17 protein-coding genes are annotated in these 21,239 nt (G+C 55.8%); 6 read left to right on the forward strand and 11 right to left on the reverse strand.

Annotated features, from left to right (window positions below):
• Positions 1-32: 32 nt before the first annotated feature.
• The 3 genes from SCARR_RS00270 to SCARR_RS00280 form a co-directional block, all read right to left on the reverse strand.
• A complete protein-coding gene (locus SCARR_RS00270) occupies positions 33-2,339 on the reverse strand; it encodes a glycosyl hydrolase family 95 catalytic domain-containing protein (protein ID WP_136059546.1) in 2,307 nt (768 codons plus the stop codon).
• Positions 2,340-2,379: 40 nt separating this feature from the next.
• Positions 2,380-3,117 carry a hypothetical protein gene (locus SCARR_RS00275; protein ID WP_136059547.1) on the reverse strand — a complete coding sequence of 246 codons (738 nt, stop codon included), beginning with the start codon at positions 3,115-3,117 and terminating at the stop codon, positions 2,380-2,382.
• 124 nt (positions 3,118-3,241) lie between these two features.
• Positions 3,242-4,132: an AraC family transcriptional regulator gene (locus SCARR_RS00280; protein ID WP_136059548.1), complete on the reverse strand. Its 891-nt coding sequence runs from the start codon at positions 4,130-4,132 to the stop codon at positions 3,242-3,244.
• A 186-nt stretch (positions 4,133-4,318) separates the two neighbouring features.
• Here SCARR_RS00280 and SCARR_RS00285 point away from each other — a divergent pair, with 186 nt between their 5' ends.
• The 5 genes from SCARR_RS00285 to SCARR_RS28995 are packed head-to-tail and all read left to right on the forward strand — an operon-like array spanning position 4,319 to position 8,935.
• Positions 4,319-5,200: an aldose epimerase family protein gene (locus SCARR_RS00285; RefSeq protein ID WP_136059549.1), complete on the forward strand. Its 882-nt coding sequence runs from the start codon at positions 4,319-4,321 to the stop codon at positions 5,198-5,200.
• A gap of 9 nt (positions 5,201-5,209) precedes the next feature.
• A complete protein-coding gene (locus SCARR_RS27960; RefSeq protein ID WP_168432853.1) occupies positions 5,210-6,844 on the forward strand; it encodes a sugar porter family MFS transporter in 1,635 nt (544 codons plus the stop codon).
• A gap of 19 nt (positions 6,845-6,863) precedes the next feature.
• Entirely contained in the window at positions 6,864-8,123 is a 1,260-nt protein-coding gene (locus SCARR_RS00295; protein WP_136059550.1) for a uroporphyrinogen decarboxylase family protein, read from the forward strand.
• A gap of 18 nt (positions 8,124-8,141) precedes the next feature.
• A complete protein-coding gene (locus tag SCARR_RS28990) occupies positions 8,142-8,609 on the forward strand; it encodes a DUF5107 domain-containing protein (RefSeq protein WP_222846108.1) in 468 nt (155 codons plus the stop codon).
• Positions 8,537-8,935 (forward strand): DUF5107 domain-containing protein, encoded by a 399-nt coding sequence (locus tag SCARR_RS28995; protein WP_222846109.1) that lies wholly within the window; start codon positions 8,537-8,539, stop codon positions 8,933-8,935. The genes SCARR_RS28990 and SCARR_RS28995 overlap by 73 nt, the downstream gene beginning before the upstream one ends.
• Here SCARR_RS28995 and SCARR_RS00305 read toward each other — a convergent pair.
• The 8 genes from SCARR_RS00305 to SCARR_RS00340 form a co-directional block, all read right to left on the reverse strand.
• Positions 8,881-9,309 (reverse strand): sulfatase family protein, encoded by a 429-nt coding sequence (locus SCARR_RS00305; protein ID WP_168432854.1) that lies wholly within the window; start codon positions 9,307-9,309, stop codon positions 8,881-8,883. The two genes, SCARR_RS28995 and SCARR_RS00305, sit on opposite strands and share 55 nt — an antisense overlap.
• A 53-nt stretch (positions 9,310-9,362) precedes the next feature.
• Complete coding sequence (locus tag SCARR_RS00310; protein WP_136059552.1) at positions 9,363-11,666, reverse strand: alpha-N-acetylglucosaminidase; 2,304 nt, start codon at positions 11,664-11,666, stop codon at positions 9,363-9,365.
• Positions 11,667-11,722: 56 nt separating this feature from the next.
• Positions 11,723-12,772, reverse strand: coding sequence for a uroporphyrinogen decarboxylase family protein (locus tag SCARR_RS00315; RefSeq protein WP_136059553.1), 1,050 nt, complete (start codon positions 12,770-12,772; stop codon positions 11,723-11,725).
• A complete protein-coding gene (locus tag SCARR_RS00320) occupies positions 12,769-14,259 on the reverse strand; it encodes a sulfatase (protein ID WP_136059554.1) in 1,491 nt (496 codons plus the stop codon). Before SCARR_RS00320 ends, SCARR_RS00315 begins: the two co-directional genes overlap by 4 nt.
• Positions 14,260-14,265: 6 nt before the next feature.
• Positions 14,266-15,858, reverse strand: coding sequence for a sulfatase-like hydrolase/transferase (locus SCARR_RS00325; RefSeq protein ID WP_136059555.1), 1,593 nt, complete (start codon positions 15,856-15,858; stop codon positions 14,266-14,268).
• A gap of 4 nt (positions 15,859-15,862) precedes the next feature.
• Positions 15,863-18,400 (reverse strand): glycoside hydrolase family 95 protein, encoded by a 2,538-nt coding sequence (locus tag SCARR_RS00330; RefSeq protein WP_136059556.1) that lies wholly within the window; start codon positions 18,398-18,400, stop codon positions 15,863-15,865.
• Between the two features lie 17 nt (positions 18,401-18,417).
• Positions 18,418-19,158: a sialate O-acetylesterase gene (locus SCARR_RS00335; RefSeq protein WP_136059557.1), complete on the reverse strand. Its 741-nt coding sequence runs from the start codon at positions 19,156-19,158 to the stop codon at positions 18,418-18,420.
• A 230-nt stretch (positions 19,159-19,388) separates the two neighbouring features.
• Positions 19,389-20,252 (reverse strand): helix-turn-helix transcriptional regulator, encoded by an 864-nt coding sequence (locus SCARR_RS00340; RefSeq protein WP_136059558.1) that lies wholly within the window; start codon positions 20,250-20,252, stop codon positions 19,389-19,391.
• A 120-nt stretch (positions 20,253-20,372) separates the two neighbouring features.
• On the opposite strand from SCARR_RS00340, the gene SCARR_RS00345 reads away from it, so the two are divergent.
• Positions 20,373-21,215: a phytanoyl-CoA dioxygenase family protein gene (locus SCARR_RS00345; RefSeq protein WP_136059559.1), complete on the forward strand. Its 843-nt coding sequence runs from the start codon at positions 20,373-20,375 to the stop codon at positions 21,213-21,215.
• Positions 21,216-21,239: the final 24 nt, after the last annotated feature.

Consider the following 21,239-nt stretch of genomic DNA (forward strand, 5'->3'; position numbering starts at 1 on the left):
TCCGTTTGAATTGCCTTATTGCTTAAATTATTTCACGAGTCGTTCGCAATACGGTAGGTCGCGACAGGCGCGGATTTCAAAGGAACCAGCAAGACGCTTTCGCCCTTTTTCAGGTCGATCGCATAGATGGTTTCGCCTTTGGGGTTTTTGCTTTCGGTGACGGTGAAGTCGCGCTTGCCGAGTGCCTGGGGCTTCTGGTCGAAGGGGGCGATTACATGGCAGGGTTTCCCGGCCTTGCTGGTGATCTCCGCAAAGACGATTTTTCCATCTTTCCATTTGCCGGCCACTTCAAAGGCGCCTTCTGCGAGCAGCCGATTGAATGAGGCGTTTTTCCAGGTGGATGGCATCGCCGGGAAAATGCGCAACAGGGTGTCTTCCGGATGGGTGGTTTTGCTCTGCAGGAACATTTCATGCACGCCGATGGTCTGGCAGAGCACGCTTTCAATCGCCGGCGGAGCCGGTTTGAAAAAGGTGTTTTCCGCCGTCCAGTCTATACCGCCGTGAAGGTATTCCACCGCCTTGTCGCCATCGCCCAGCCAGGCCGACATCGGCGCCGCGCCAAAAAAAGCAAAGGCATTCCATGACCGCTTTCCATCGGGTTTCGGGGCCGCCCACCGCTCGAAGGATTTTTTACAGAGATCAAAGTTTTCCTGCGTGCTCATATCGATCACGCGGAAGGGGTAGAACGGAAGCAGATGCGAATAGTGGCGGTGCGATTCCTCGAAGCGGCTTCCTTCGCCGAGCAGCAGGCCGGTTTCGTCTGCGGGGAAGGGGATCAAATTATCGAGCACCTCCTGCCAGACGGCGGCGTCCGGATCGTTGAGCTGATGCTCTTTGTTGAGGTAGAGCAGCGCATTCAGGTTCCAGACGAGCGGGCCGAGGTCATAGTTGGTGCTGAGGTAATCAGTTTTGCACTTCATGTATTCGGGTGAAATATCCCGTTTGACGTGGTAGATCCCATCGGAATCCTTTTCCAGCATCTCCATCATGTAGGTCGCCGCGCCTTTCATGAACGGAAAGACCTTTTCCTTGAGCTGCTGATCGTCGCCGAGCGAGCGGCAATACATCCAGTAGTAGTAGATCGCAAAGGTGAAGTTGGAGAACTCCTTCGCGGCGGCCGAGGTGTTGCCATAGATATCGGTGGTGCGGCCGACATTCAACGCGCCCGGGGCATCGGTGATCGGGGCCGCGCTGCCGCGCCAGCTTTCCATGTTTTCATTAAGAATCCGGATGAAGGGTTCGCAATAATCCAGTCGGTTGCAGGAGATAATGCTGTTGTAGGCAATCTGGATATTGAGGTTCCACCACACGCGGTCCCACATGGTCGGGCGCACCCACGGGCCCATTTCATCGAGCACCACGCCGTCGGGGCGGGTGGCACAGGCGATTTTATACAATTGGATCCAGTAGTAGCGGGCGATCTTGTTGTCGGGAAAAGAGACGAAGGTACGTTGGTAGTAGGCATCCCACCATTGGTAATGCTCTTTGGCAATCGTTTCGTAGCCCTGTTGCAAGGCTTCGTTAACCCGTTGCACCACGGTGTCGTGGCGGTCGTCTCCCTTGGCGAGCGCGTCGATGCTATAGGCGCAGAGATAGCGCCCGCTGCTCAGTTTTTTCGTGCCGCAGGCGAACGCATAGCCCTGGCCCTTCTCGCAGAACTGCGTCGTCCAGTGGATGCCGCCCTCCGTGCCGGTCTTCGCCGGAATGCGCATGGCTGTCGGGAGCGTTTTGTAGAACGCCGTGAAAAGCGGATTTCCATATTCATCGATCTTGAACTTTTTCGCCGGCCAGTTTTCCTTGGGAAAGTTTTCCTTCAGATAGGTGTTGAGCTGGCCGGGCGTCACGGGGGGGAGGGCCTCAAAGACGATTTCCAATTTTTCCTTGCCGGTCATGGTGTATTCGATCAGGCCGACATCGCTGCTTTGCGGGGTGATGCAACGCCATTCCACCGATCCTTTTTTCGTCTGGATGCTTCCGCTGGCCTCGGCCTTGTGGAGCGAAAGACGCAGGGGTTGCGCAACCACCGGCGACTGCAGTTTCAGCGAAAGGTTTCCGATCAGCAGGCGCGAGCCGCGCTCCTCGCGCGTGTTGTAGACATCATTGCGTCCGAGGCTCCAGTGGATCGCTTCGCCTGGCCGCGCCCAGATGGTGGAGCCAATCATGCCGTTGCCGATAAACACGCAGTCATCATAGCTGGCCGGGGCATCCTTAAAGACCATGTCGTGCCGGCCGAGAACCTGACCATAATCGATTGAGGTATCCAGCGTGTATTCTTTTGCAAAGCCTATGCTGCTGATCAGGATAGTGAGTGAGGTCAGTATTGCGGAATGCGTATGCATGGCATCTCCTTTGATTGGGTGAAATTGCCTCAAATTCGGATCAATGTTCCAGACTGCTTTTTGCGAGTTTTTTCTTCGTTGATGCCCATCCGAGCTGATAGCCGCCGGCTTCCCAAATCATGATGCTGTCCAGCAGATAGCCCTCGCCGTTAATATCGATGTTGAAGGTGTTGGCACGTTCGCCGGCAATCAGGTCATCCTTCCCGTATAGGATGTGCCCGTTGATCTGCATGACCACTTCGTCGCCTTTTACTTCAGCTGTTACTTCGTACCATTGGTCATCTTCAAGCTTCAGCTCATCGCTTTGTTGAAGCAGCTTGGACTTGATTCCCGCCTTCTCTTCGACCATATGATTTTCCAACAAAAGCTTTACGCCGTCGCGGGAGAGGGTGGTGCGGATGCAGCGATGGCCCATATCCATATAGGCCATGCCTTTTGCCTGAAGCTTCTTGCTTTTGGGCGCGATGTATTTCCAGCGGAACTGGCAGACATAATCCTTGGGCAGCTCGGGAAAATTGACGCGGGAAAATGAACTGGACGCCCTCTTGCTGTCGCGACCGGTGCCTGCGAAGGCAATCAGCGGCGGAATCGCATGCAGGCAGCCGTCTTCGACCTTGTATTGGGTTTCCTTGTTGAATTTGACCGAGGCCTTGTCCACATCGCTTTTGTTGTCGAATTCTTTGCAGAACACGGGTTTCTCTGGAACGATCATTAAGGGCTTGGGCTGCGCCCAAAGGGTGGGCGCAATAAGTAAAATAAACAGAACTATATTTTTCATCGGGGATTCTCCAGTTACCAAATTTGATGCTGCTTCCTTGTTGGCGATTACGGATCATACGTAGGGTATAGATATATAACAAAATTAGATGGATCTGAAGAGTTTTCTTCAGCGGAAGCGTACGTTAGCCTTTGATGCGCTGTCGGTAGTGCCGGGGGGAGAGGCCGGCGATTTTCTTGAAGCAGCGCGAGAAGTAGTAGGGGTCTTCGAAGCCGACCCGATCAGAAACTTCTTTAATCGACAGCGTGGAGGTGTCGAGCAGCCGTCCGGCTTCTTGAATGCGCAGGCGGATATAATATTCGACCGGCGGGAAACCGGTTTGCTTTTTGAACAGTTCGGTGAAGCGGGAGGTGCATAGTCCGGCGCGGTGGGCCATCTGTTGGAGGGTCAGCCCGGAGGCGAGCTGGTGGCGCATCAGGGAGATGACGTCGTGAAATTCATGCGGTTTGCGGGAGGGATTGCCGAGGGTGAAGGCGGGGTTGTCGAAAAAGGTGATGGCGAGCAGGTAGCGCAAGGCCTGGCTGGCATAGAGGATGGCGTTCAGGGTGATCCCGTTGTCGAAGCGTTTCAGAATCCGGTTGAAGAGATCGCTGATGCCGCTCTCTACGTCGGCGACGGTGGGGATGAGGTGATTTTCGGGATTGAGGGTTTGGCCGAACCAGTCGGAGTCCATTCCTGAAAAATGAACCCAGTAGATGGACCAGGGGTCGGTCTCGTCTGCGGCGTAGGTGTGCCGGACGCCGCGCGGAATGAGCAGGATCTGCCCGGGCAGAACCGGACTGCGGGCGCCATCGAGCTCCACCCAGCCCCGACCGGCGGCGCAATAGATCAGGATGTGCTGCTCCGATCCGTCGGGGCGGTCGCGGTAGTGGCTTAGCGCATGGGGAAACCAGCCGATGTCGGTGGGGTGCAGTTCGCCGACCAGCACGTTGGTGGAGACCTCTGCCAGCAGCGGTCGCGGAAGCACGTGCATGATTTGTCCGGCAAATCCTTCTTCTATACGATAATTGTCCATTGGTTTATCCTGTTTATATAGAACAGCGATTGTATTCAACAAGATAGTAGAGGTAGATCTGGATCGAAAACACTATTTTATCGTAAAATAGTCCATCATTGCCGGAAAATGCTCTATGGAAGATTCGCTCAGGGTGTGTAGTATGGCTTTAACTGTAAGGATCATGCATCGGAGAAGGGGACGACGTTGGATACGCTGGTACTGGAGAACGCAGAGTGGAGGGTGGAGGTTTTGCCGGAATGTGGCGGAAAACTCCGTCGTTTGCTTTCGAAGGCGTCTGGCCGCGAATGGCTGTGGAGCAATCCGGTGCTGCCGGTTCGTCCGGCGGTTTATGGCGAATCCTATATTGAACAGCTCGACAGCGGCGGCTGGGATGAGATTTTTCCGTCGGTATCGCCCGGTGTGGTGGCGGGGCTGGAGATTCCCGATCACGGCGATCTGGTGGCGCTTCCCTGCACGTGGGAGCAGCCGGACGAGCAGACGCTTCTTTTGCGGACGGCGGGCCGATGCGCGCCGTTTGTCTTCATGCGCACCCTGCGGCTCGACGGGCCGACGCTCCGCTTTTCGTATCAGCTGGAAAACCGGGGCGAAACCGCCTTTCCCTTTTTATGGTGTGCGCATCCGCTGTTTGCGCTGGGGCCGGGCATGACGATTGAGCTGCCGGAGTGGACGGCGTTGCAGGTGCGCTCTGCGAGTGACCCCGAGCGGGCTAATCCTTCGCATCTGTTTACCGTGCCCGATTCCGCGGCGCCCGATTTTAAACCGCTGGCGGTGAAAGCGTTTACCGAGGCGGGGGCAGTGTCGTCGGTTCGGCTGACCGATCCGTCCGGCTCGGAGCGCCTGACGATGGCGTGGGACGTGGCGCAGGTTCCGTATCTGGGACTGTGGATCAACTATGGCGCGTGGTCGGGCTGCGGCTCGGCGCCCTATTTTAATTTGGCTTTGGAGCCGACGACCGCGCCGTACGATGCGCTGGCCGACGCGCTGGAGGCCGGATGTGCAAAGAAGATTGAACCGTCGGAGACGGTTTGCTGGGAATTGGTTGTGCGTGTAACGGGTGATGACTAAGGAGAACGAATGAAACGGGAACATAAATTTAATCTGGGGTATATTTTCGGCATCTCGTTGGTGTCGGCTCTCGGGGGCCTTCTGTTCGGCTATGACCTCGTGGTCATCGGCGGCGCAAAGGAATTCTACGAGCTGGTTTACGGGCTGAGCAGTCCGGCTTTGCAGGGCTGGGCCGTGAGCAGTTGTATTGTCGGCTGCATCATCGGTGCACTGGGCGTGGGCAAGCCGTCGGATACCTATGGCCGTAAACGCCTGTTGATTCTTTCCGCCGTGCTCTTTTTTCTGTCGGCCGTGGGTTCGGGCTATGCGCCGACCTTTCAGCAGTTTGTTCTCTATCGTTTGCTCGGCGGGATCGGCATGGGCATGGCATCCACCTTGTCGCCCATGTATATTGCAGAGGTGTCGCCGGCGAGCATGCGCGGCCGCTTTGTTTCCTTAAACCAGCTGACCATCGTGATCGGCATCCTGCTGGCCCAGTTTGTCAACTATCTCATCGTCAGTTCCCATCCGATTCCTTCGGACATCGAAACCAGCCGTCCGCTGGTGGTTTCGATGCAGCAGAATCTGGCGAAGCTGGATGCTTCGCTGGAAACCATTTCCTCCGCGGACTTGTTGTCGAAAGATCAGATTAAGGTGCTGGAGGGAGGATCCTTTCTGCAGGGGCTCGATCCTGCCGTTGCCGATGCCTCGGCAATGATCGCGGTATTGAAATCCGGTTCGATTCCGCGCGCGGAGCTTCCCGTGGAGGCCTTGCGCACCTTTTACGACAATGAACTGCAGGCCTCCTGGAACGGAACGACCGGCTGGCGCGTCATGTTCTGGGCCGAGGCGATTCCGGCCGTGCTCTTCTTTGTCTTTATGTTCATGGTTCCCTTCAGTCCGCGCTGGCTGGTGAAGAAAGGGCGCGACGACGAAGCCGCCGTGGTGCTCGAAAAGATTGGCGGCCAGAGCTATTCCGACGAGACCCTGAAGGATATCGAGAACACCCTTACGGAAGGGCACAAGGAAGGAACCTGGCGCGAGTTGTTTAAGCCGCATTTGCGGAAGGTGCTCACCATGGGCGTGATCCTCGCCGTTTTCCAGCAGTGGTGCGGCATCAACGTGATTTTCAACTATGCCAACGATATCTTCAAGGCGGCCGGTTACGACGTGAGCGGCATCCTCTTTAACCTGCTGATTGTCGGGATCATCAACATGGTCTTCACGTTTGTTGCGATGGGGCTCGTCGATCGGGTTGGGCGGAAAATCCTGCTGCTGTGGGGCTCGCTCGGTCTGGGCGCGTGCTACATCGGCGTCGGGTTTTGCTTCCATTTCAATGTGACCGGCGTTGGCGTGTTGATCCTGGTGCTCGGTGCAATTGCCTGCTTCTCCGCGACGTTGGGGCCGGTGATGTGGGTTCTGATTTCGGAAATTTTTCCGAATCATATCCGCGGACTGGCCATGTCCATCGCGGTGCTGTCTCTCTGGGTGGCCAACTTTGTCCTCTCCTACACGTTCCCGATACTCAACAGCGGTCTGGGCGCGGCAACCACCTTCTGGCTCTATGCGGCGATCAATATTCTCGGTTTCTTCTATATCCTGAAAAAGGTGCCGGAAACCAAGGGCAAGTCGCTGGAAGAAATTGAACTCGAACTGATGGATTAATTTGAACAAGGAAAAGGCCATGACTTCAAGAGAACGTATTGAATCGACATGCAATCATCAGGAGCCCGACCGGCTGGCGGTGGATTTTGGCGGCGGGTTTCAGGCTGGAATCCACGCCAGTTCGGTCTATCAATTGCGGCAGCATTATGGACTGGATGCTCCCGGCACGCCGGTAAAGATTGTCGAACCCTATCAGATGCTCGGCGAAGTGAAGGACGATCTGCAGGATGTGCTTGGTATCGATACCGTGTCGATTTGCGGAAGCGGCACGATGTTCGGTTTCCCCGCGGCAGATTTCAAGGAATGGACCTTCTCCGACGGAACTCCCGTGCTGGTGCCCGGCGGGTTTAATACCGAATACGAAGCGAGCGGCGACCTTTTCCAATATCCGGGTAACGACCGGTCGGTAGGCCCGTCCGCCCGCATGCCCGACGGCGGTTGTTTTTTTGACGCCATCGTGCGGCAACCGGAGCTGGATGAGGACAACATGGATCCGGCGGACAACCTGGAGGAGTTCGGCCCCATCGAACCAGATGAACTCACGCTGATTGCGGATCGGGCCAAGCGGCTTTATGAGCAGACCGATCGCGCGTTGTTCTGCACCTTTGGTGGCCTGACTTTTGGCGATATTGCGCTGGTGCCCGGCACCTTTCTAAAAGACCCGAAAGGCATTCGCGATATTGAAGAGTGGTATGTCAGCCTGATGATCCGGCCGGACTATATCAAGGCGGTGTTTGAGCAGCAGGCAGAGATCGCGATTCAAAACCTGGCCCGCCTGCATGCGGCGGTGGGCGACAGGATTTCGGTGATCCAGACGAACGGAACCGACTTCGGAACCCAGAACGGGCCGTTCTGTTCGCCGGCGCAGTATCAGGATCTGTTCCTGCCCTACCAGAAGAAGGTGAACGGTTGGATCCATGAACATACCAACTGGAAAACGTTCATGCATTGCTGCGGCAGTATTGTTCCTTTGCTGGATTCAATTGTTGAGGCTGAGTTCGACATTCTCAACCCCGTTCAGTTTTCCGCCGCCGATATGGATTCGGCGATGCTCAAAAAGCAATACGGCGAAAAACTCACGTTCTGGGGCGGCGGCGTCGATACGCAGAAAACCCTGCCGTTCGGCACCCCGCAGGAGGTTCGCGACGAGGTGGCGCGTCAGATCGAAACGCTGGCGCCCGGCGGCGGGTTTGTCTTTTCCTCCGTGCACAATGTGCAGGCCAAAATCCCGCTGGAAAATTTACTGGCCATGTTCCAAACCTTGGAAAAATACCAATAGTTCAGGAGTTGTTTTTTTATGGAAGTTCAATCTGTTCGGGAACCACTCGACATTCCAGCCTATGGAGTCGGCCAGCCCGAAAAGAATCCCGCTTTTTTTGAGAAGCGGGTCTATCAGGGATCGTGCGGCAAGGTCTATCCGGTGCCGTTTATCGACAAGGTGTTCGACGAGCCGCAGCCACAGGCCTACGACTCGGTCCGATTAGAGAATGAAACTATTCGGTTGGTGATGCTGCCGGAGATCGGCGGGCGGATTTTCCTGGGGAAGGACAAAGCGAATGCCGACTACGATTTCTTTTATCGGCAGGATGTGATCAAGCCGGCGCTGGTCGGCTTAGCCGGTCCGTGGATTTCGGGCGGGGTGGAGTTTAACTGGCGCAGCATCATCAGCCCGGCACCTTTATGCCGGCGGATGTGCATCAAGAAACGGCGGCAGACGGAACAAAAATCGTTTGGCTGTCGGAGCACGATCCGATCAACCGGCTGAAGGGCCTGCACGGCATCTGTCTGCAAACGGGCAGTTCGCTGGTGGAGCTGAAGGCGCGGCTGTTTAATCGGACGCCCTATACGCAGACCTTTCGCTGGTGGGCGAATGTCGCCGCCAAGGTGCACGATAACTATCAGAGTTTCTTTCCGCCGGACGTTCACTATGTGGCCGACCACGCGGTGCGCGCCCAGAGCTCGTTCCCGAAGGCGGAGAACCCCTGTTACGGCGTCGATTATCAGAACCGGCCCGAGGCGAATGATCTGAGCTGGTATCAGAACATTCCGGTGCCGCCGAGATGCCACTTGCCCATGTGCGCGGTGGAGTAGCCCGCCTTGCTGAGCAACTCGGCGATGGTGGTCGATTCGGCATCCGGCAGGCAACCGCCGTCATCCTTGAAGATGCTGTTGTTAATCCCGAAACGATGCGGGTAGCGGCCGGTCAGAATGGAGATGCGCGATGGAGTGCAAACCGAGCCCGCCGAATAAAACTGATTAAACTGCATGCCGGACCGGGCCAGCTTGGACATGTTGGGGGTCAATAGCTCGCTGCCCCCATAGGTGGCGATTTCGCCATAGCCCATATCGTCGGCCACCATCAAAATAATGTTAGGACGCTTCGGAGCACCCTGAACAGCCGGAAGGATCAGTCCGCAAAGTAAAAGTCCTATGGATATCCTATGTGTATAAACGGTCTTCATCATGTCAGGTCTCGCCCTACAGTTTTCTTTTGTGGTTTCTCTCTGTCCGCCCAAATCTAATCCATAATCAGGCGGGCTTTTCGTTTCTGCACCCATTCGAGCTGCATCACGCTCTCGGTTTCCGCGAGGGGCTTTGCATATTTTTTCTGAAGCTCGCGGGCGATCGCGATGCTGTCGCCGACGGGCGTCGCGGGATAGTGCTTCTCTTTTTCAATCCATTCGCGTTCGACCTCAATGAGCTCTTTGAAGATCGGGTTGGAGTCCATGCGCCGTTTGGTGATGGAGGCATCCTCATAGTCGGTGCCGTTTTTGATGCAGGTTTCCAGAAAGTTCAGGAAGTGCGTCCAGCGACCGCCATAGTAGTCGGCGACCATGCCGTTCCATTCGCGCCAGCCATAGTCGTGAATGCCATAGCGGCCGGTTTCGCCGCCCCACCAGGTGGGCAGCATGGAGGCTTCGTAGGCATAGCGCTGTTTCTCCTCCGGCGTGGTGCCCCAGCGAACGGCATCGGCATGCCATTTGCCAAAGAGAAATTCGGTGCGCGTTCCGATCAGGCGGTCGACGTCGGCAAAGAGGCCGAGGAAGAAGGCCTTCTCTTTGCGGAAGGTCTTCAGATCTTTCGCGCGGAAAGCGTCGGCGACCTTCACGTAGTGGTCGCGAGCGAGATCCGAGAGAACCTGCCGGCCGATATCTACCACGTCGTATTGGTAGCCAGCCGAGGCGCTGAGCTGGTCCGCATCGGCTAGGAGCAATGCCCAGGCCTTCGCCATCTCGCTGTTCTGTCCGGTCAGAATGAAGCTCCGGTTGGGGCCGGATTTCATCACCGTGAGTGCGGGGCGGGCGGCCAGCATCGAGCTGGCTTCGGTTCCGCCGGTTCCTTTTGCATAGGCGGTTTGACGCAGAATATTCCAAGCGGCATGGGCCTTTTCGCTGCGAGCACCATAGCGCCGGTCCGCGTATTGTTTCAGCCAGTTGTCGAGATCGACCGTCCCCTCGTGCCAGTTCATTTCCCAGGCCAGGTCGTAGAAGACGGGGTTGTTGTCGATCCCTTCGCTGAAGGAACCCATGCCGTTCATGGTGGCATATTTTTCGTATTTATATGCAAACGGGTTTTCTGCGTAGCGAGCGAGGTCCCCGTGGATCCGGGTGCGGCCTCCAAAGTTATTCAGGATGCCATCGACAAACTCATAGCCCCAGAAGCCATCACTGGACCCCGACTTCCCGCCATTGAGGTCGAGGATCAGCAGGCGGTTTTTCGGGACCGAACAAGCAATGGATTTACGGATCGACCAGCTTTGCATCACCCACGTGGCCTCGGGGTCGACGGCCACCATGTTTTTGTAGATGGTTTTTCCCACCTGAACCAGATAGTCCAGCTCTTCGCTCGGTGGTTTGCCTTCGTGGAAGGGGTCGGTGGCATAGTGATGGCTGGTGCCAAAGAGGGCGGTTTGGGTTTCGTAGAAGGCTTTGGCGACTTCGTCAAAGAGCGGGTCGGTTGGATCAAGCTGGCAGATCGCCTTAAAACTTCCCAGTCCCCAGCCGCGGCCCATTCCGATTTCTGCGTCGGGATAGAGCTCCTGAAACTTGCGCGGCACATAGCCCGAAAATCCCTGTTGAATCGGCGTCATGCCCAGCGAGCGTTCGCGCTCCAGAATCTGGCGGCCTAAGGTGATATGACTGTCAATCCAGCTCTGCGGCAACGGGCCGGCGTAGCCTTCCAGATTGGTCATCCACTGCCACGCCATGTTGGACGGGCCGACAATGAAGGAGCGGATCTCTTCATCCGACATTTTGAATTGCTGGAGCATGTGGTACCAGACGCCTTCGAGGCCGGTCACGGCCAGGGGCATATTGATTCCGTTGAGTGCCATCCAGTCGATTTCGCGCTGCCAGCATTCCCAGTTCCACCACGACATGCTGTAGCTGAAGACGCAGTAGTTGAGATAGACCTGATGGGCTCCCTGCGAGCGCTTGCGCACCTTGCTCTCTGGCAGGGGCAGGGGACGGGGAAGGTTCAGCTGATCGCCGCACCACGAAATGTGGCAGTTGCAGGAATATTTCAGATACCAGTTAAAGCCGCTGCATAGCGCCACGCCGCTCGATCCGCGCAGCACCACCTGCTTGCCGGCGCGGTCTACTTCAAACACATCCTTTCCCTCTTCCTGCGGAATGATCTCCAGCTTCAGCTGTTTGCTCAATCCCGGAACCAGGCGGTCAATTACGCCGCGCGCGGCCTCAATCTGGCTCGCCTCCGTGACAATCGCGGGCGCGAACGGATCCAGCTTCGGCGCCGCTTGGCCACAACATACTCCCACCATCAAAACGAGCCCGATCCATCCTTTTTTTGTGCTTGATTTCATCCGTTATGACCTCTCTGCCTACCTTTTGTTAGATTCGTTTTTTCAAGTTCACTACGTCATGCATAATAAAAAGCGTACGTTTCCATCGCGTTCATCAAGGCGCTTATATTTTCCAGCGGCACGCCGGGATAGAGGCCGTAGATCATTATGAGTCCGCCCTTCTTGGTGCCGAGTTTTTCGACCTCTTCGCGAATCAGGGCATCCACCTGAGCCGGTGTTCCGTAGGGGGTGATGGTTTGTCGGTCGATATCGAGGTCAATGCAGGTGCGGCCAGCGAACGCGTCGGCAATCCAGTCGATGCCGTTGACGAGATCCTGCAGATTGATCGCCTCCACCCCGCCGTCGATCAAATCGGCGGCCAGGGTTCGAATGTCGCCGTCGGAGTGCATATGGACAATGCAACCCTGTTCGCGGGCCGGCGCCATCAGTCGCTCATACACCGGTTTGATGTAGGTGCGGAAATTATCGGGCGAGAGCATCGGGCCAACCTGCATGCCGAGATCTTCGGGAAAACTCATCATATCGGGCTTGAGTTCGAGCCAGCGGTTGACCACGCCGAGATTAAAATCGGCCAGCATTTCGATGAGCGTGTTGAGCCGGGGTTCCTCGTCGATCATGTCGAAGATCACATTTTCATAGCCGCGCAGATCCTGAAGGCGCAGAAAGGTGTGCCCATGCGGAAGCCCGCCACAAACCAGTTTTCCATCGCGCTTTTGCTGTTCGACCCGCGACTGCAGCGCGCTCCAGTCAACCGGGTAGGTTCCATCGGAGGCTCCGGGGTCTGGAACTGGAAAGGCCGCGAGCGACTCCCAATTGAGCAACGGATGCTGATGGACCGAACCAGTAATTCCATCGTCCGTCGTTTCCCAGACGCACTGCCACGGATCCGTATAGGGCTTGTCCTTCAGTTGATTGAGTTCGTAGACCGGTTCAACGCGCTCCTGCCGCTGGAAATCCGGGAAGAGAAACGGATGGGCTTCCATCAAATCCTGCAGGGCGTTTGGGTCGTAATGATGCCAGCAGGCGGCATTGATGTGAAACGTCATCGGGATCGACTCGGGCCGTTCGAAGCGAACCGTTCGCAGGAAATTTTCGCGCGGGGTCATTTCATGCCCTTTGGCTGGGCGGCTTTCCAGCCCGCCTGATATTGTTTGAGCAGTTTTTCGACGGTCGGGGCATATTCCGGGTTGTCGACCACATTGATGGTTTCGTTGGGATCCTTGCGCAGGTCGAACAGCTCATAGCTCGATCCACCGGGCGTTTTGTTTCTTTTGTGAATCGTCAACAGATAGTCGCGGGTTCGGATGGCCGGAACGCGCCCATGGGCCGTGGTGAAAACCGCTTCTTTCCAGGGGCGATCCGGCTGGTCGAGCAATGGAGCAAAGCTGGTTCCTTCGAGCCAATCCGGCTTGGCGATTCCGGTCAGCTCGCAGAGGGTCGGATAGAGATCGACCAACTCCACGAAGGCGCTGCTCTCCACCCCTTTTTTCTTCCCGGGGACGGAAATCATCAAGGCGATTTGCGTGCTGGTTCGCAGGTTGGTGTATTTTCCCCACCAGCTATGGTCGCCGGAGCTGAATCCATTGTCGCTCCAAAGCACGACAATGGTGTTTTCGTTCAGTTTCAGTCGCTTTAACTCGTTCAGCACGCGCCCGATCTGGCTATCGGCAAAGGCCACGCTGGCATAGTAGCCGTGCATCAGCTGCCTGGCTTTTTCCGCCGAGAACACCTCGCTTCCCGGCACGAGGTCTCCCTCGTTGGGAATATCTCCATAGCGCCGCAGTTCATGAGACGACCACTCTTGCAGTCCGTTTTGAACCGGGTTGAAGTTGGGGACGGGCAACGTGTCCGGATCAAACAGATCCCAATATTTTTTTGGCGGAGTATAGGGCAGGTGGGGGCGGTAAAAGCCGAGAGCCAAAAAGAAGGGTTTATTGTCTTGGCTCAGTTTCTGAAGCTCGTCGATCCCGATCTGGGCGATCACCCCGTCGGGGGCGAGGTCATCGGGATAATCGATCATTTCGCAGGATTCGGAGCGCGGTAGTTCGAGGGGAAGCTTGTCGCTTTTTAGATAGTTTTGGACGCTGTCCTGATTGGACTTCAGCTGGTAGCCCGGGCTGTAGCCGCCTCGGATTCCATGATCATCGCGGATGCGCGTCCAGCCACCCGTATCGTCATTGGAATTATGCCACACCTTGCCGGCCATGACGGTGGTGTAGCCATGCTGCTTAAACTGCCGGGGCAGTGCGATGGTTCCGGCGGGCACCTTCTCGGACTCGAAGGTTCCGGTCATGCCGATCGATTCGGGGCGGAAGCCAGAGAGCACGCTCACGCGCGACGGAAAACAGGCGGCCGCCTGGCAGAACGCCTGCTTGAACAAGAACCCTTGATCCGCCAATTGATCGATATTCGGGCTGATGGCATGCGCGTCGCCCATGCACCCGAGCCGCGGACGCAGGTCGTCCACAGCGATAAAGAGTACGTTGGGACGATCGGCCTGCGCAACCGTCATCAGCAGGGAAGCCAGCAACGAGAGAAAAATCCCCGTGGCGAGCCGTTTCCGGTAAGTGGTTTGATCGTGGAAATTATTCATAAGGAATTAGCGGGTGCGCCCCTCCGTGGCCGCTTTTTTAAGCGCCTTCTGCATCTTTTTCAGTTGCCCGGCATATTCGGGATTGTCGATCAGGTTGGTCTTGGAATCCTCTACGAGTGTTTTACTGAAATCATAGAGTCCAACCGGCTCGCCCGTTCCATTCACAAAGTCGGCTTTGGTCAGCGTCAGTTTAAACTGCCCGTCGCGAATTGAAATCCAATCCTTGCCGCCTTCGCCCTTGATCATGTCCGGAGTGGCTTTTCCTCCGAGCGTGATGAGCGGTGCTTTGCGAGAGAATGCCGTATCCGGGTTCAGCCAGTGGGGCAGCAGGTTGATGCTGTCGGGGGCCGCATCCTCATCCGGTGACGTTCCGGCCAGTTCGGTAAAGGTCGCAAAGAGGTCCAGCAGCGAAATCGGGAGATCGCTGGTTTTTCCTTCTGGAATTTTTCCCGGCCAGACCGCAAAAAAGGGCACGCGGTGGCCGCCTTCAAACTGGGTGTTTTTATGGCCGCTGAGTTGACCGTGTGCGGGGACGCTTCTCTCTGCGTTCTGATGCAGGCGAACGTCTGATCCGTTATCACTGGTAAAGACAATCAGCGTGTTGTCGCGCATCTTGTGGCCGGGATAGCGCGGGTCGTCGGTTTCGTCGAGCCATTTCAGGATACGGCCGAGGATGACATCGTTTTCCAGAATCATGTCGCCGCGTTTTTTGCTGTCGTGGGTCAGCTTGTAGCGTTCTTGATCATCCCGATGGTCATCGAGCAGCGGGGCGAGTTTGGTGACCGTGCTTTCGCCGGAGAGCGTCCGCGATTCGCCAATCACCTGAATGCCGTCAATCTGCTCGGCGGGCCAGTAAGGCGTGTGGTTTGAGTTCGGGGAAAAATACATAAAGAAGGGCTTGCCAGAAAACTCGCCTCCCGCAGCCACCTCGCTGGCATATTTCCGGAAATGATCCAGATAGTTCTGCCCGTACTGCGCGCAGGTGAATTTTACCCGCGGCCCTTTGACTCCAACCGGCAGGAGTTTCATATCTGCATCCAGAGCTGAAAATCCCCGTTCTTCAATGAACGGGCCGCTGCCGTTGATCCCCGGATTGTGAGGCTGTCCGAAAAAGTGATCGAAGCCAAAGTCGAGCGGCCCTTGGGTCAGCACTTTCTGTTTGTTGATGCCTAGGCCGACATGCCATTTGCCAACCCCGTATGTGCGGTAACCGGCCTTTTGCATGGCTTCGGGCAGGGTTTTTTCTCCCCCCAGAAAGCATTTTTCCTTGCTGCTCAATAGGGTATGGCCAACATCAGCGCGCCGCCATGGGTGTTTGCCGGTCAGCAGACCCCAGCGTGACGGGGAACAGAGCGATGCGGCCGTATGGGTATCGGTGAAAAGGATGCCCTCCGCCGCCAGCGCATCCATTGTTGGCGTGTGGATTTGAACCGAGTCATCAATTCCGGTGAAGGCCTGATAGGCCGATAGATCCCCGATCCCCATGTCATCGACAAAGAACAGCAGAATATTGGGGCGGGGACGTTCTGCAATTGCAGAAAAGGCAAGGCCAGCGACGAAGAGCAGTGTGAAATTCTTACCGTGATGTCGTTTTATCATGGCCTTACAGCCCCAAAACCGGTTTTAGGTCATATTCCTGCCCCGGTTTGGTTTTAAAGGTTTTGACCGTGTTGCCGAACCGAACCGTGCAGTCTTTTCCAAGTTTCGAACGAACCTTGGCCGCTATGATTTTCCCGGATTTCCATTTCATATCAACCTCAAATCCGTCGCGCGCACACAGGCCGGAAACAGACCCTTCCGCCCAGACCGACGGCAGGGCCGGCAGCAGGTGCAGTTCGCCGGCATGGCTTTGCAGCAGCATCTCGGCGATTCCCGAGCCATAGCCAAAGTTTCCGTCGATGATGAAGGGCGGGTTGACGTTGAAGAGATTGTCGTAGGAGTTGTTTTTGAGCGCCACCACGAGATTGTCGTGGGCCTTGTTGCCGTCGAGAAAGCGCGCCCAGAAGTTGATGGTCCAGGCGCGGCTCCATCCCGTTTGTCCGCCGGCGTTGGCGAGGCGGAATTCCAGCGACTTCTTGGCGGCTTCCATCAGCTCCGGGGTTTTGTTCCAGGAAAACTGGAAGCCGGGATAGACGGCATAGAGATGCGAGACATGGCGGTGGCCCAATTCCATTTCCAGAAACGCCTCCTTGCTCCATTCCAGAATGCGGCCGTTCTTGCCGATTTTGGGTGGGTCTAGCTTGGCGAGCGCCTTGCGAACATCGTCGGCCAGCTCATCCTGAATCCCCAGTTCGTCGAGCGCTTCCAAATAGTTCGTGAAGGTTTCCCAGATAATTTCCTGATCCATCGCCGGGCCCATGCTGACCTGTCCGCCAACTCCCGTTCCTTCGATGCTGAACTTGTTTTCGGGTGAGCAGGTCGGGCCGGAAACCAGTTTTCCAGTGGCTGGATCTTCCACCAGCCAGTCGAGAAAGAAAAGGGCGCACTCTTTGATGACCGGGAAGGCGCGCTCCTGAAGAAACCCGGTGTCGCCGGTGTAGCGGTAGTGCTCCATCATGTGCGCGGAACACCAGGCGCCGCCGACCACCCACATGCCGTATTTTAACTTGCCGAAGTTGGAAACGTAATAATAGAGATCCGTCGTGTGAGCGGCCATGAACCCGCGGCAGCCAAGCGCCTCGCGGGCAAACTTTTTCCCGACGGGTCGCAACCCATCGATCATGTCAAAGAAGGGCTCATGATATTCAGAAAGGTTCCCCGTTTCGGCCGGCCAATAGTTCATCTGCTGGTTAATGTTAATGTGGTAGTCCCCGTTCCACGGGGCTTTGGTTCCGGTGCTCCAGAGCCCCTGGAGCCCCATGGTCTGCGTTCCCGGGCGGGAAGAGCAGATCAGCAGGTAGCGGGCGTATTGGTAGAGCAGCGCTTCGAGCTGCGTGTCGGGGGTTTCATCGGTAACCGCCCGAATCCGTTCATCGGTCGGCAGGTGGGCTTTATCAGATTTTCCCAGCGACAGATCGACCCGGGCAAAGGCCTCGCGATGAGCCGCAACGGAATCGTTTTCCAAGGTTTGGAACTTTTTCGTCATCGCCTGTTTAAGAATCGCTTCACATTTTGCGTTGAGATCCGTCGAAAGCGGTGCGTACGGATCTTTTTTGTTATAGTCGGTGGCCGCGGTGACATAAATCAGCACCTCATCGCATCCCTTGAATTGGAATGCATGGCCAAGGCGATGGTCTTCAACCGTCGCAACCGTTCCGCCTTTCGAGACCACTTGGTAGTGCGCGGCATATTTGGTGCCTAACGTTTCGCAATCGCTCTCGGTAATATAATCAAAGATTTGTTTGTTTCTGGGGCGCACTGCTTGATAGCACTGTCCGCTCATGACCAGTCGTGAACTGCTGACGGCGTCGAGTTGCTCGAGCTTGCGTTTGTTATCGCGCAGGATGGCCATTTTTCCGGTGATGAGTCCCGGCTTTTCTGCGGTGAGGCGGATCACAATCACGTCATCGACTGGCGAGACGAAAACCTCCCGCGAGAAGGGAACGCCATCGACGTTATAGGAAACCGAGGCAACCGCCGTGCTCATATCCATGTCGCGCTGGTAGTCGGTGATTTCCCCGTTGATATCGAGTTCCATATTGATTTGCCCCAAAAACTGGTAGCTGCTGGAAATGATGCCCGGAGGGAAAATCTTTGAGAGAAGGACCTTCTCTGCTTCTGGAATCTTGCCCTCAAAACAAAGCTTACGCGCCTCCTTGATGCCCTCGATCGAGTCCGGCATCTCAATCACCTTCGGCGGGCCGCCCCAGAGGGTGTCCTCGCCCAACGTCAGGATTTCAGATTTGATGCCGCCGTAGACCATCGCGGCCAACCGCCCGTTTCCGACCGGCAGGGCGTCGCTCCAGGAATGGCTCGGCTTGTCGTACCAGAGGCAATATTTTTTGGAGGGCGGTGTGCGCAATCCGGTAAACTGAACGGTTTCCTCCAAAAGCGGTTTCGTGCCGCTGAGCTTGGCCTGTTCCACCCGCGAAAGCGGTTTTTTCTCTGCCGGTTGTTGGTCGGCCGGTTTAGCCATCGCTCCAACTGTTCCCAATACGAAGACTGCTGTTGCAATCTGTATGCTTCTGTATTTGTTGTTCATTCCGTGTATTCCTCTAATTATTTATCGCCGGTTGCTGAAATAAATTCTGCTGTGGCATCAACATACTGTTGCTCCATGGTGCGCAGGGAAGCTTCTGTATAATGGATGTCGTCTACGGCTTCTCGTTCCAACCCCTCCGCCTTCAGCAGCACGGTGTTGGGTTTTGACGCAGCGACTGCGGCCTGGGCATCACGTATTTCCTGCCAGTGGGGTTTGCGCTCGGGCTTGATGACGGGAAGTGCTCCAAGCTGCACAATAACGAAGCGGACCGGTTTCCCCGGAAACAGCTCTTCAACCTGAGAGAGCAGTGCCGTCAATCTTGCTTCATAAACTGCCTGCATTTCCCGCGCGGCATCCGATTCGCCCTGCGTGAAGATAAACGTGACCGTATCAGTCGTTTCGAGGTCGATGGCATCGACCTCAACCGTGAGGTTGTCGAAAAACACGCCGGAGTAGGCCGGTTTCTTCCATACCCCGTAGAGTTCGCTGTCTGGAGCAACCGGATTCGAAGGATCCCGAACCCACATGCGGATCGGTTTTCCGCCCCAAGCATTGTCGATGAATAAAAAATCGTCGTTTGGAAACTGCGCTTCCAGCTTTGCACGCATGGGCATATCCGGGGCGCACAGCCTATGAAGTTTCACCATATTGGACTGACCGCTCTGGATCACCAAGTGCTGCCGTGGTGCGGTGGTTGCGGCATGTGCACATGCCGAGGCTAGTAGAGCCGTCATGATCAATGTGTTCGTTCTTCTCATCTGTCCTTAACTCCCAAGCGCGAGTGTTCGGGCTCATTCCCATGATTCTAGATAGCGATAAATTTATATCACATTAAATATATAACACTACCATAACATCATAATAAGCCGTTGCAGATGGACTAATTTGGACAATCTTTTGCGTATTCCTGACTAGAGCATCGCTTTGATGCTTTCGGACTTGGGTGTTTCGGATTTAGGGATTCCCTCATTTCTTTAAGAAATGCGGGCTACATGCCTTGCTGCAGGTAGAGGCGACGATATTCCGAGGGGGGGATGCCTGCCACGTTTTTGAAGCTTTTGGAAAAATGATAGGGATCGTTGAAGCCGCAACGGAGGGCGATCTCCTGCGCCTGCAAACCGGTATGGCACAGCAGCTTTTGGGCGTGCTGGATCCGTTTCTGCAGAATGTATTTTTTCGGAGGGATGTGAAAGTGCCGATGGAAAAAGCGCGAAAAATATTCCTTATTCAGCCCCATTAGCCGAGCGAGGTCCTCAACCAGAATCGTTTCATCCAAATGTTCGTCGATGTGTTTGAGCACGGGAAAGAACCGGCGGCGGCCTTCCATCGCCTTCGAGGTGGGCGGCTTTGCAGTTTTGAGGTGGGGTTGAATCAGCTGCAGCAGGAGGGACGTGCGCTGCAGGTGGCACCACGGTTCGTGGCAGTCCATGGTTTTTTCCAATGAATGGAAGGTTTCGAGATAGGCGGAGCGGCCGGCGGGGCAGGCCTCCATCGGAATAACAATCTCCTGAAAAAGATCGCTGGCGCCATCGAGCAGGGTTTGAAAATGGCACCAGTGGATGACGACCTTTGATGTGCAGGCATGCCGATGGAGCAGATTGCTGGCAATCAGATAACAACAACCTTTCTGAAGGTGGAATACTTGCTCGGGCGTGGCGATCACGGCGGTGCCGGACTCAACGAAATAGAGGCGGTCGTAGGGGTTTCTGGCAAAGCCACGTACCCATTCTTTACCGAGTTCACTGCGGTATGCGCAGAAAACGTGGGCGCTGATTCGGGAAAAGAGCGGATCTTCCGAAATATTTTTCCACTGGTATCGCCCTGAGTTTTCTATGCTGTTGATCGGTTCCATGAGTCAGGAAAGTACAAAAAAATATGATGGTTTGTCCATTCACATTTTGCCCGCATTGCAGCAAATTGCCATCAATAAAATAAAGGAGCCGGCCATAGCGATGCCGGCATCGGTGCAATCATGGACATAGAAAGCAACCCGTCTGAAAAGGATCTATCTTTCCAATTGGTGGAAAACCCTGCTCCGAAAAAACTGACCGCGGAGCAAATAGAATTTTACAACGCGCAGGGCTATCTGAGTCCGTTCACGGCGTATTCTACCGAAGAGGCGGATGCCAACCGCGCAGGTTTTGACCATTTGTTGGAGCAGGTCAAGGCGGTGCGGGGCGATGCCGACAGCTATGCGCTTAACGGCTTTCAGATTCATTGCGAAAGCATCTACAATCTGGCAATGAATCCCGTCATCCTCGATTATGTCGAGGATTTGCTGGGCCCCGAAATCATTTGCTGGGCCACGCACTATTTCTGCAAGGATCCCGGCGACCCGAAGATTGTGCCGTGGCATCAGGATGCATCCTACTGGCCGCTCACGCCGTCGCGAACCGTGACCGTCTGGCTGGCGATCGACGATGCCGACCGGGAAAACGCGGCCATGAAGTTTATTCCCGCCACCCACAACGAAGGCCATCTGGAGTGGAAAAAAACCGCTTCCGCCACCGTGCTTGATCAGGAAATCTGCGGCGCCGATCAGATGGGCGCGGCCGTCTATAACGAATTGAAGGCCGGTCAGTTTTCCATGCACGCCGATATGCTCGCGCATGGTTCCGATGCCAATACATCCGACCGTCGGCGCTGCGGCCTGACGATTCGCTACTGCCCGCCGAGCGTAATGCCGATGGAGAGCAACTGGGCCTCCGGCGCCATCCGCTGCCGAGGAACCGATCCGGCGCCGCATTGGAAATTCAACCCCGCCCCGCAGGGCGACACCGTACCCGACTGGAAAACCCCGGTCGGCGGAAACTAGTACACCTTAAGGAACAAATGCAGG

The organism is Pontiella sulfatireligans, from assembly GCF_900890705.1.
Lineage (GTDB): Bacteria > Verrucomicrobiota > Kiritimatiellia > Kiritimatiellales > Pontiellaceae > Pontiella > Pontiella sulfatireligans.

What these genes read in the sequence shown, in the direction of transcription:
- SCARR_RS00270 (WP_136059546.1), bottom strand. Translation starts at nt 2,339, where the DNA reads ATGCATACGCATTCCGCAATACTGACCTCACTCACTATCCTGATCAGC.
- SCARR_RS00275 (WP_136059547.1), bottom strand. Translation starts at nt 3,117, where the DNA reads ATGAAAAATATAGTTCTGTTTATTTTACTTATTGCGCCCACCCTTTGG.
- SCARR_RS00280 (WP_136059548.1), bottom strand. Translation starts at nt 4,132, where the DNA reads ATGGACAATTATCGTATAGAAGAAGGATTTGCCGGACAAATCATGCAC.
- SCARR_RS27960 (WP_168432853.1), top strand. Translation starts at nt 5,210, where the DNA reads ATGAAACGGGAACATAAATTTAATCTGGGGTATATTTTCGGCATCTCG.
- SCARR_RS00295 (WP_136059550.1), top strand. Translation starts at nt 6,864, where the DNA reads ATGACTTCAAGAGAACGTATTGAATCGACATGCAATCATCAGGAGCCC.
- SCARR_RS28990 (WP_222846108.1), top strand. Translation starts at nt 8,142, where the DNA reads ATGGAAGTTCAATCTGTTCGGGAACCACTCGACATTCCAGCCTATGGA.
- SCARR_RS00305 (WP_168432854.1), bottom strand. Translation starts at nt 9,309, where the DNA reads ATGATGAAGACCGTTTATACACATAGGATATCCATAGGACTTTTACTT.
- SCARR_RS00310 (WP_136059552.1), bottom strand. Translation starts at nt 11,666, where the DNA reads ATGAAATCAAGCACAAAAAAAGGATGGATCGGGCTCGTTTTGATGGTG.
- SCARR_RS00315 (WP_136059553.1), bottom strand. Translation starts at nt 12,772, where the DNA reads ATGACCCCGCGCGAAAATTTCCTGCGAACGGTTCGCTTCGAACGGCCC.
- SCARR_RS00320 (WP_136059554.1), bottom strand. Translation starts at nt 14,259, where the DNA reads ATGAATAATTTCCACGATCAAACCACTTACCGGAAACGGCTCGCCACG.
- SCARR_RS00325 (WP_136059555.1), bottom strand. Translation starts at nt 15,858, where the DNA reads ATGATAAAACGACATCACGGTAAGAATTTCACACTGCTCTTCGTCGCT.
- SCARR_RS00330 (WP_136059556.1), bottom strand. Translation starts at nt 18,400, where the DNA reads ATGAACAACAAATACAGAAGCATACAGATTGCAACAGCAGTCTTCGTA.
- SCARR_RS00335 (WP_136059557.1), bottom strand. Translation starts at nt 19,158, where the DNA reads ATGAGAAGAACGAACACATTGATCATGACGGCTCTACTAGCCTCGGCA.
- SCARR_RS00340 (WP_136059558.1), bottom strand. Translation starts at nt 20,252, where the DNA reads ATGGAACCGATCAACAGCATAGAAAACTCAGGGCGATACCAGTGGAAA.
- SCARR_RS00345 (WP_136059559.1), top strand. Translation starts at nt 20,373, where the DNA reads ATGGACATAGAAAGCAACCCGTCTGAAAAGGATCTATCTTTCCAATTG.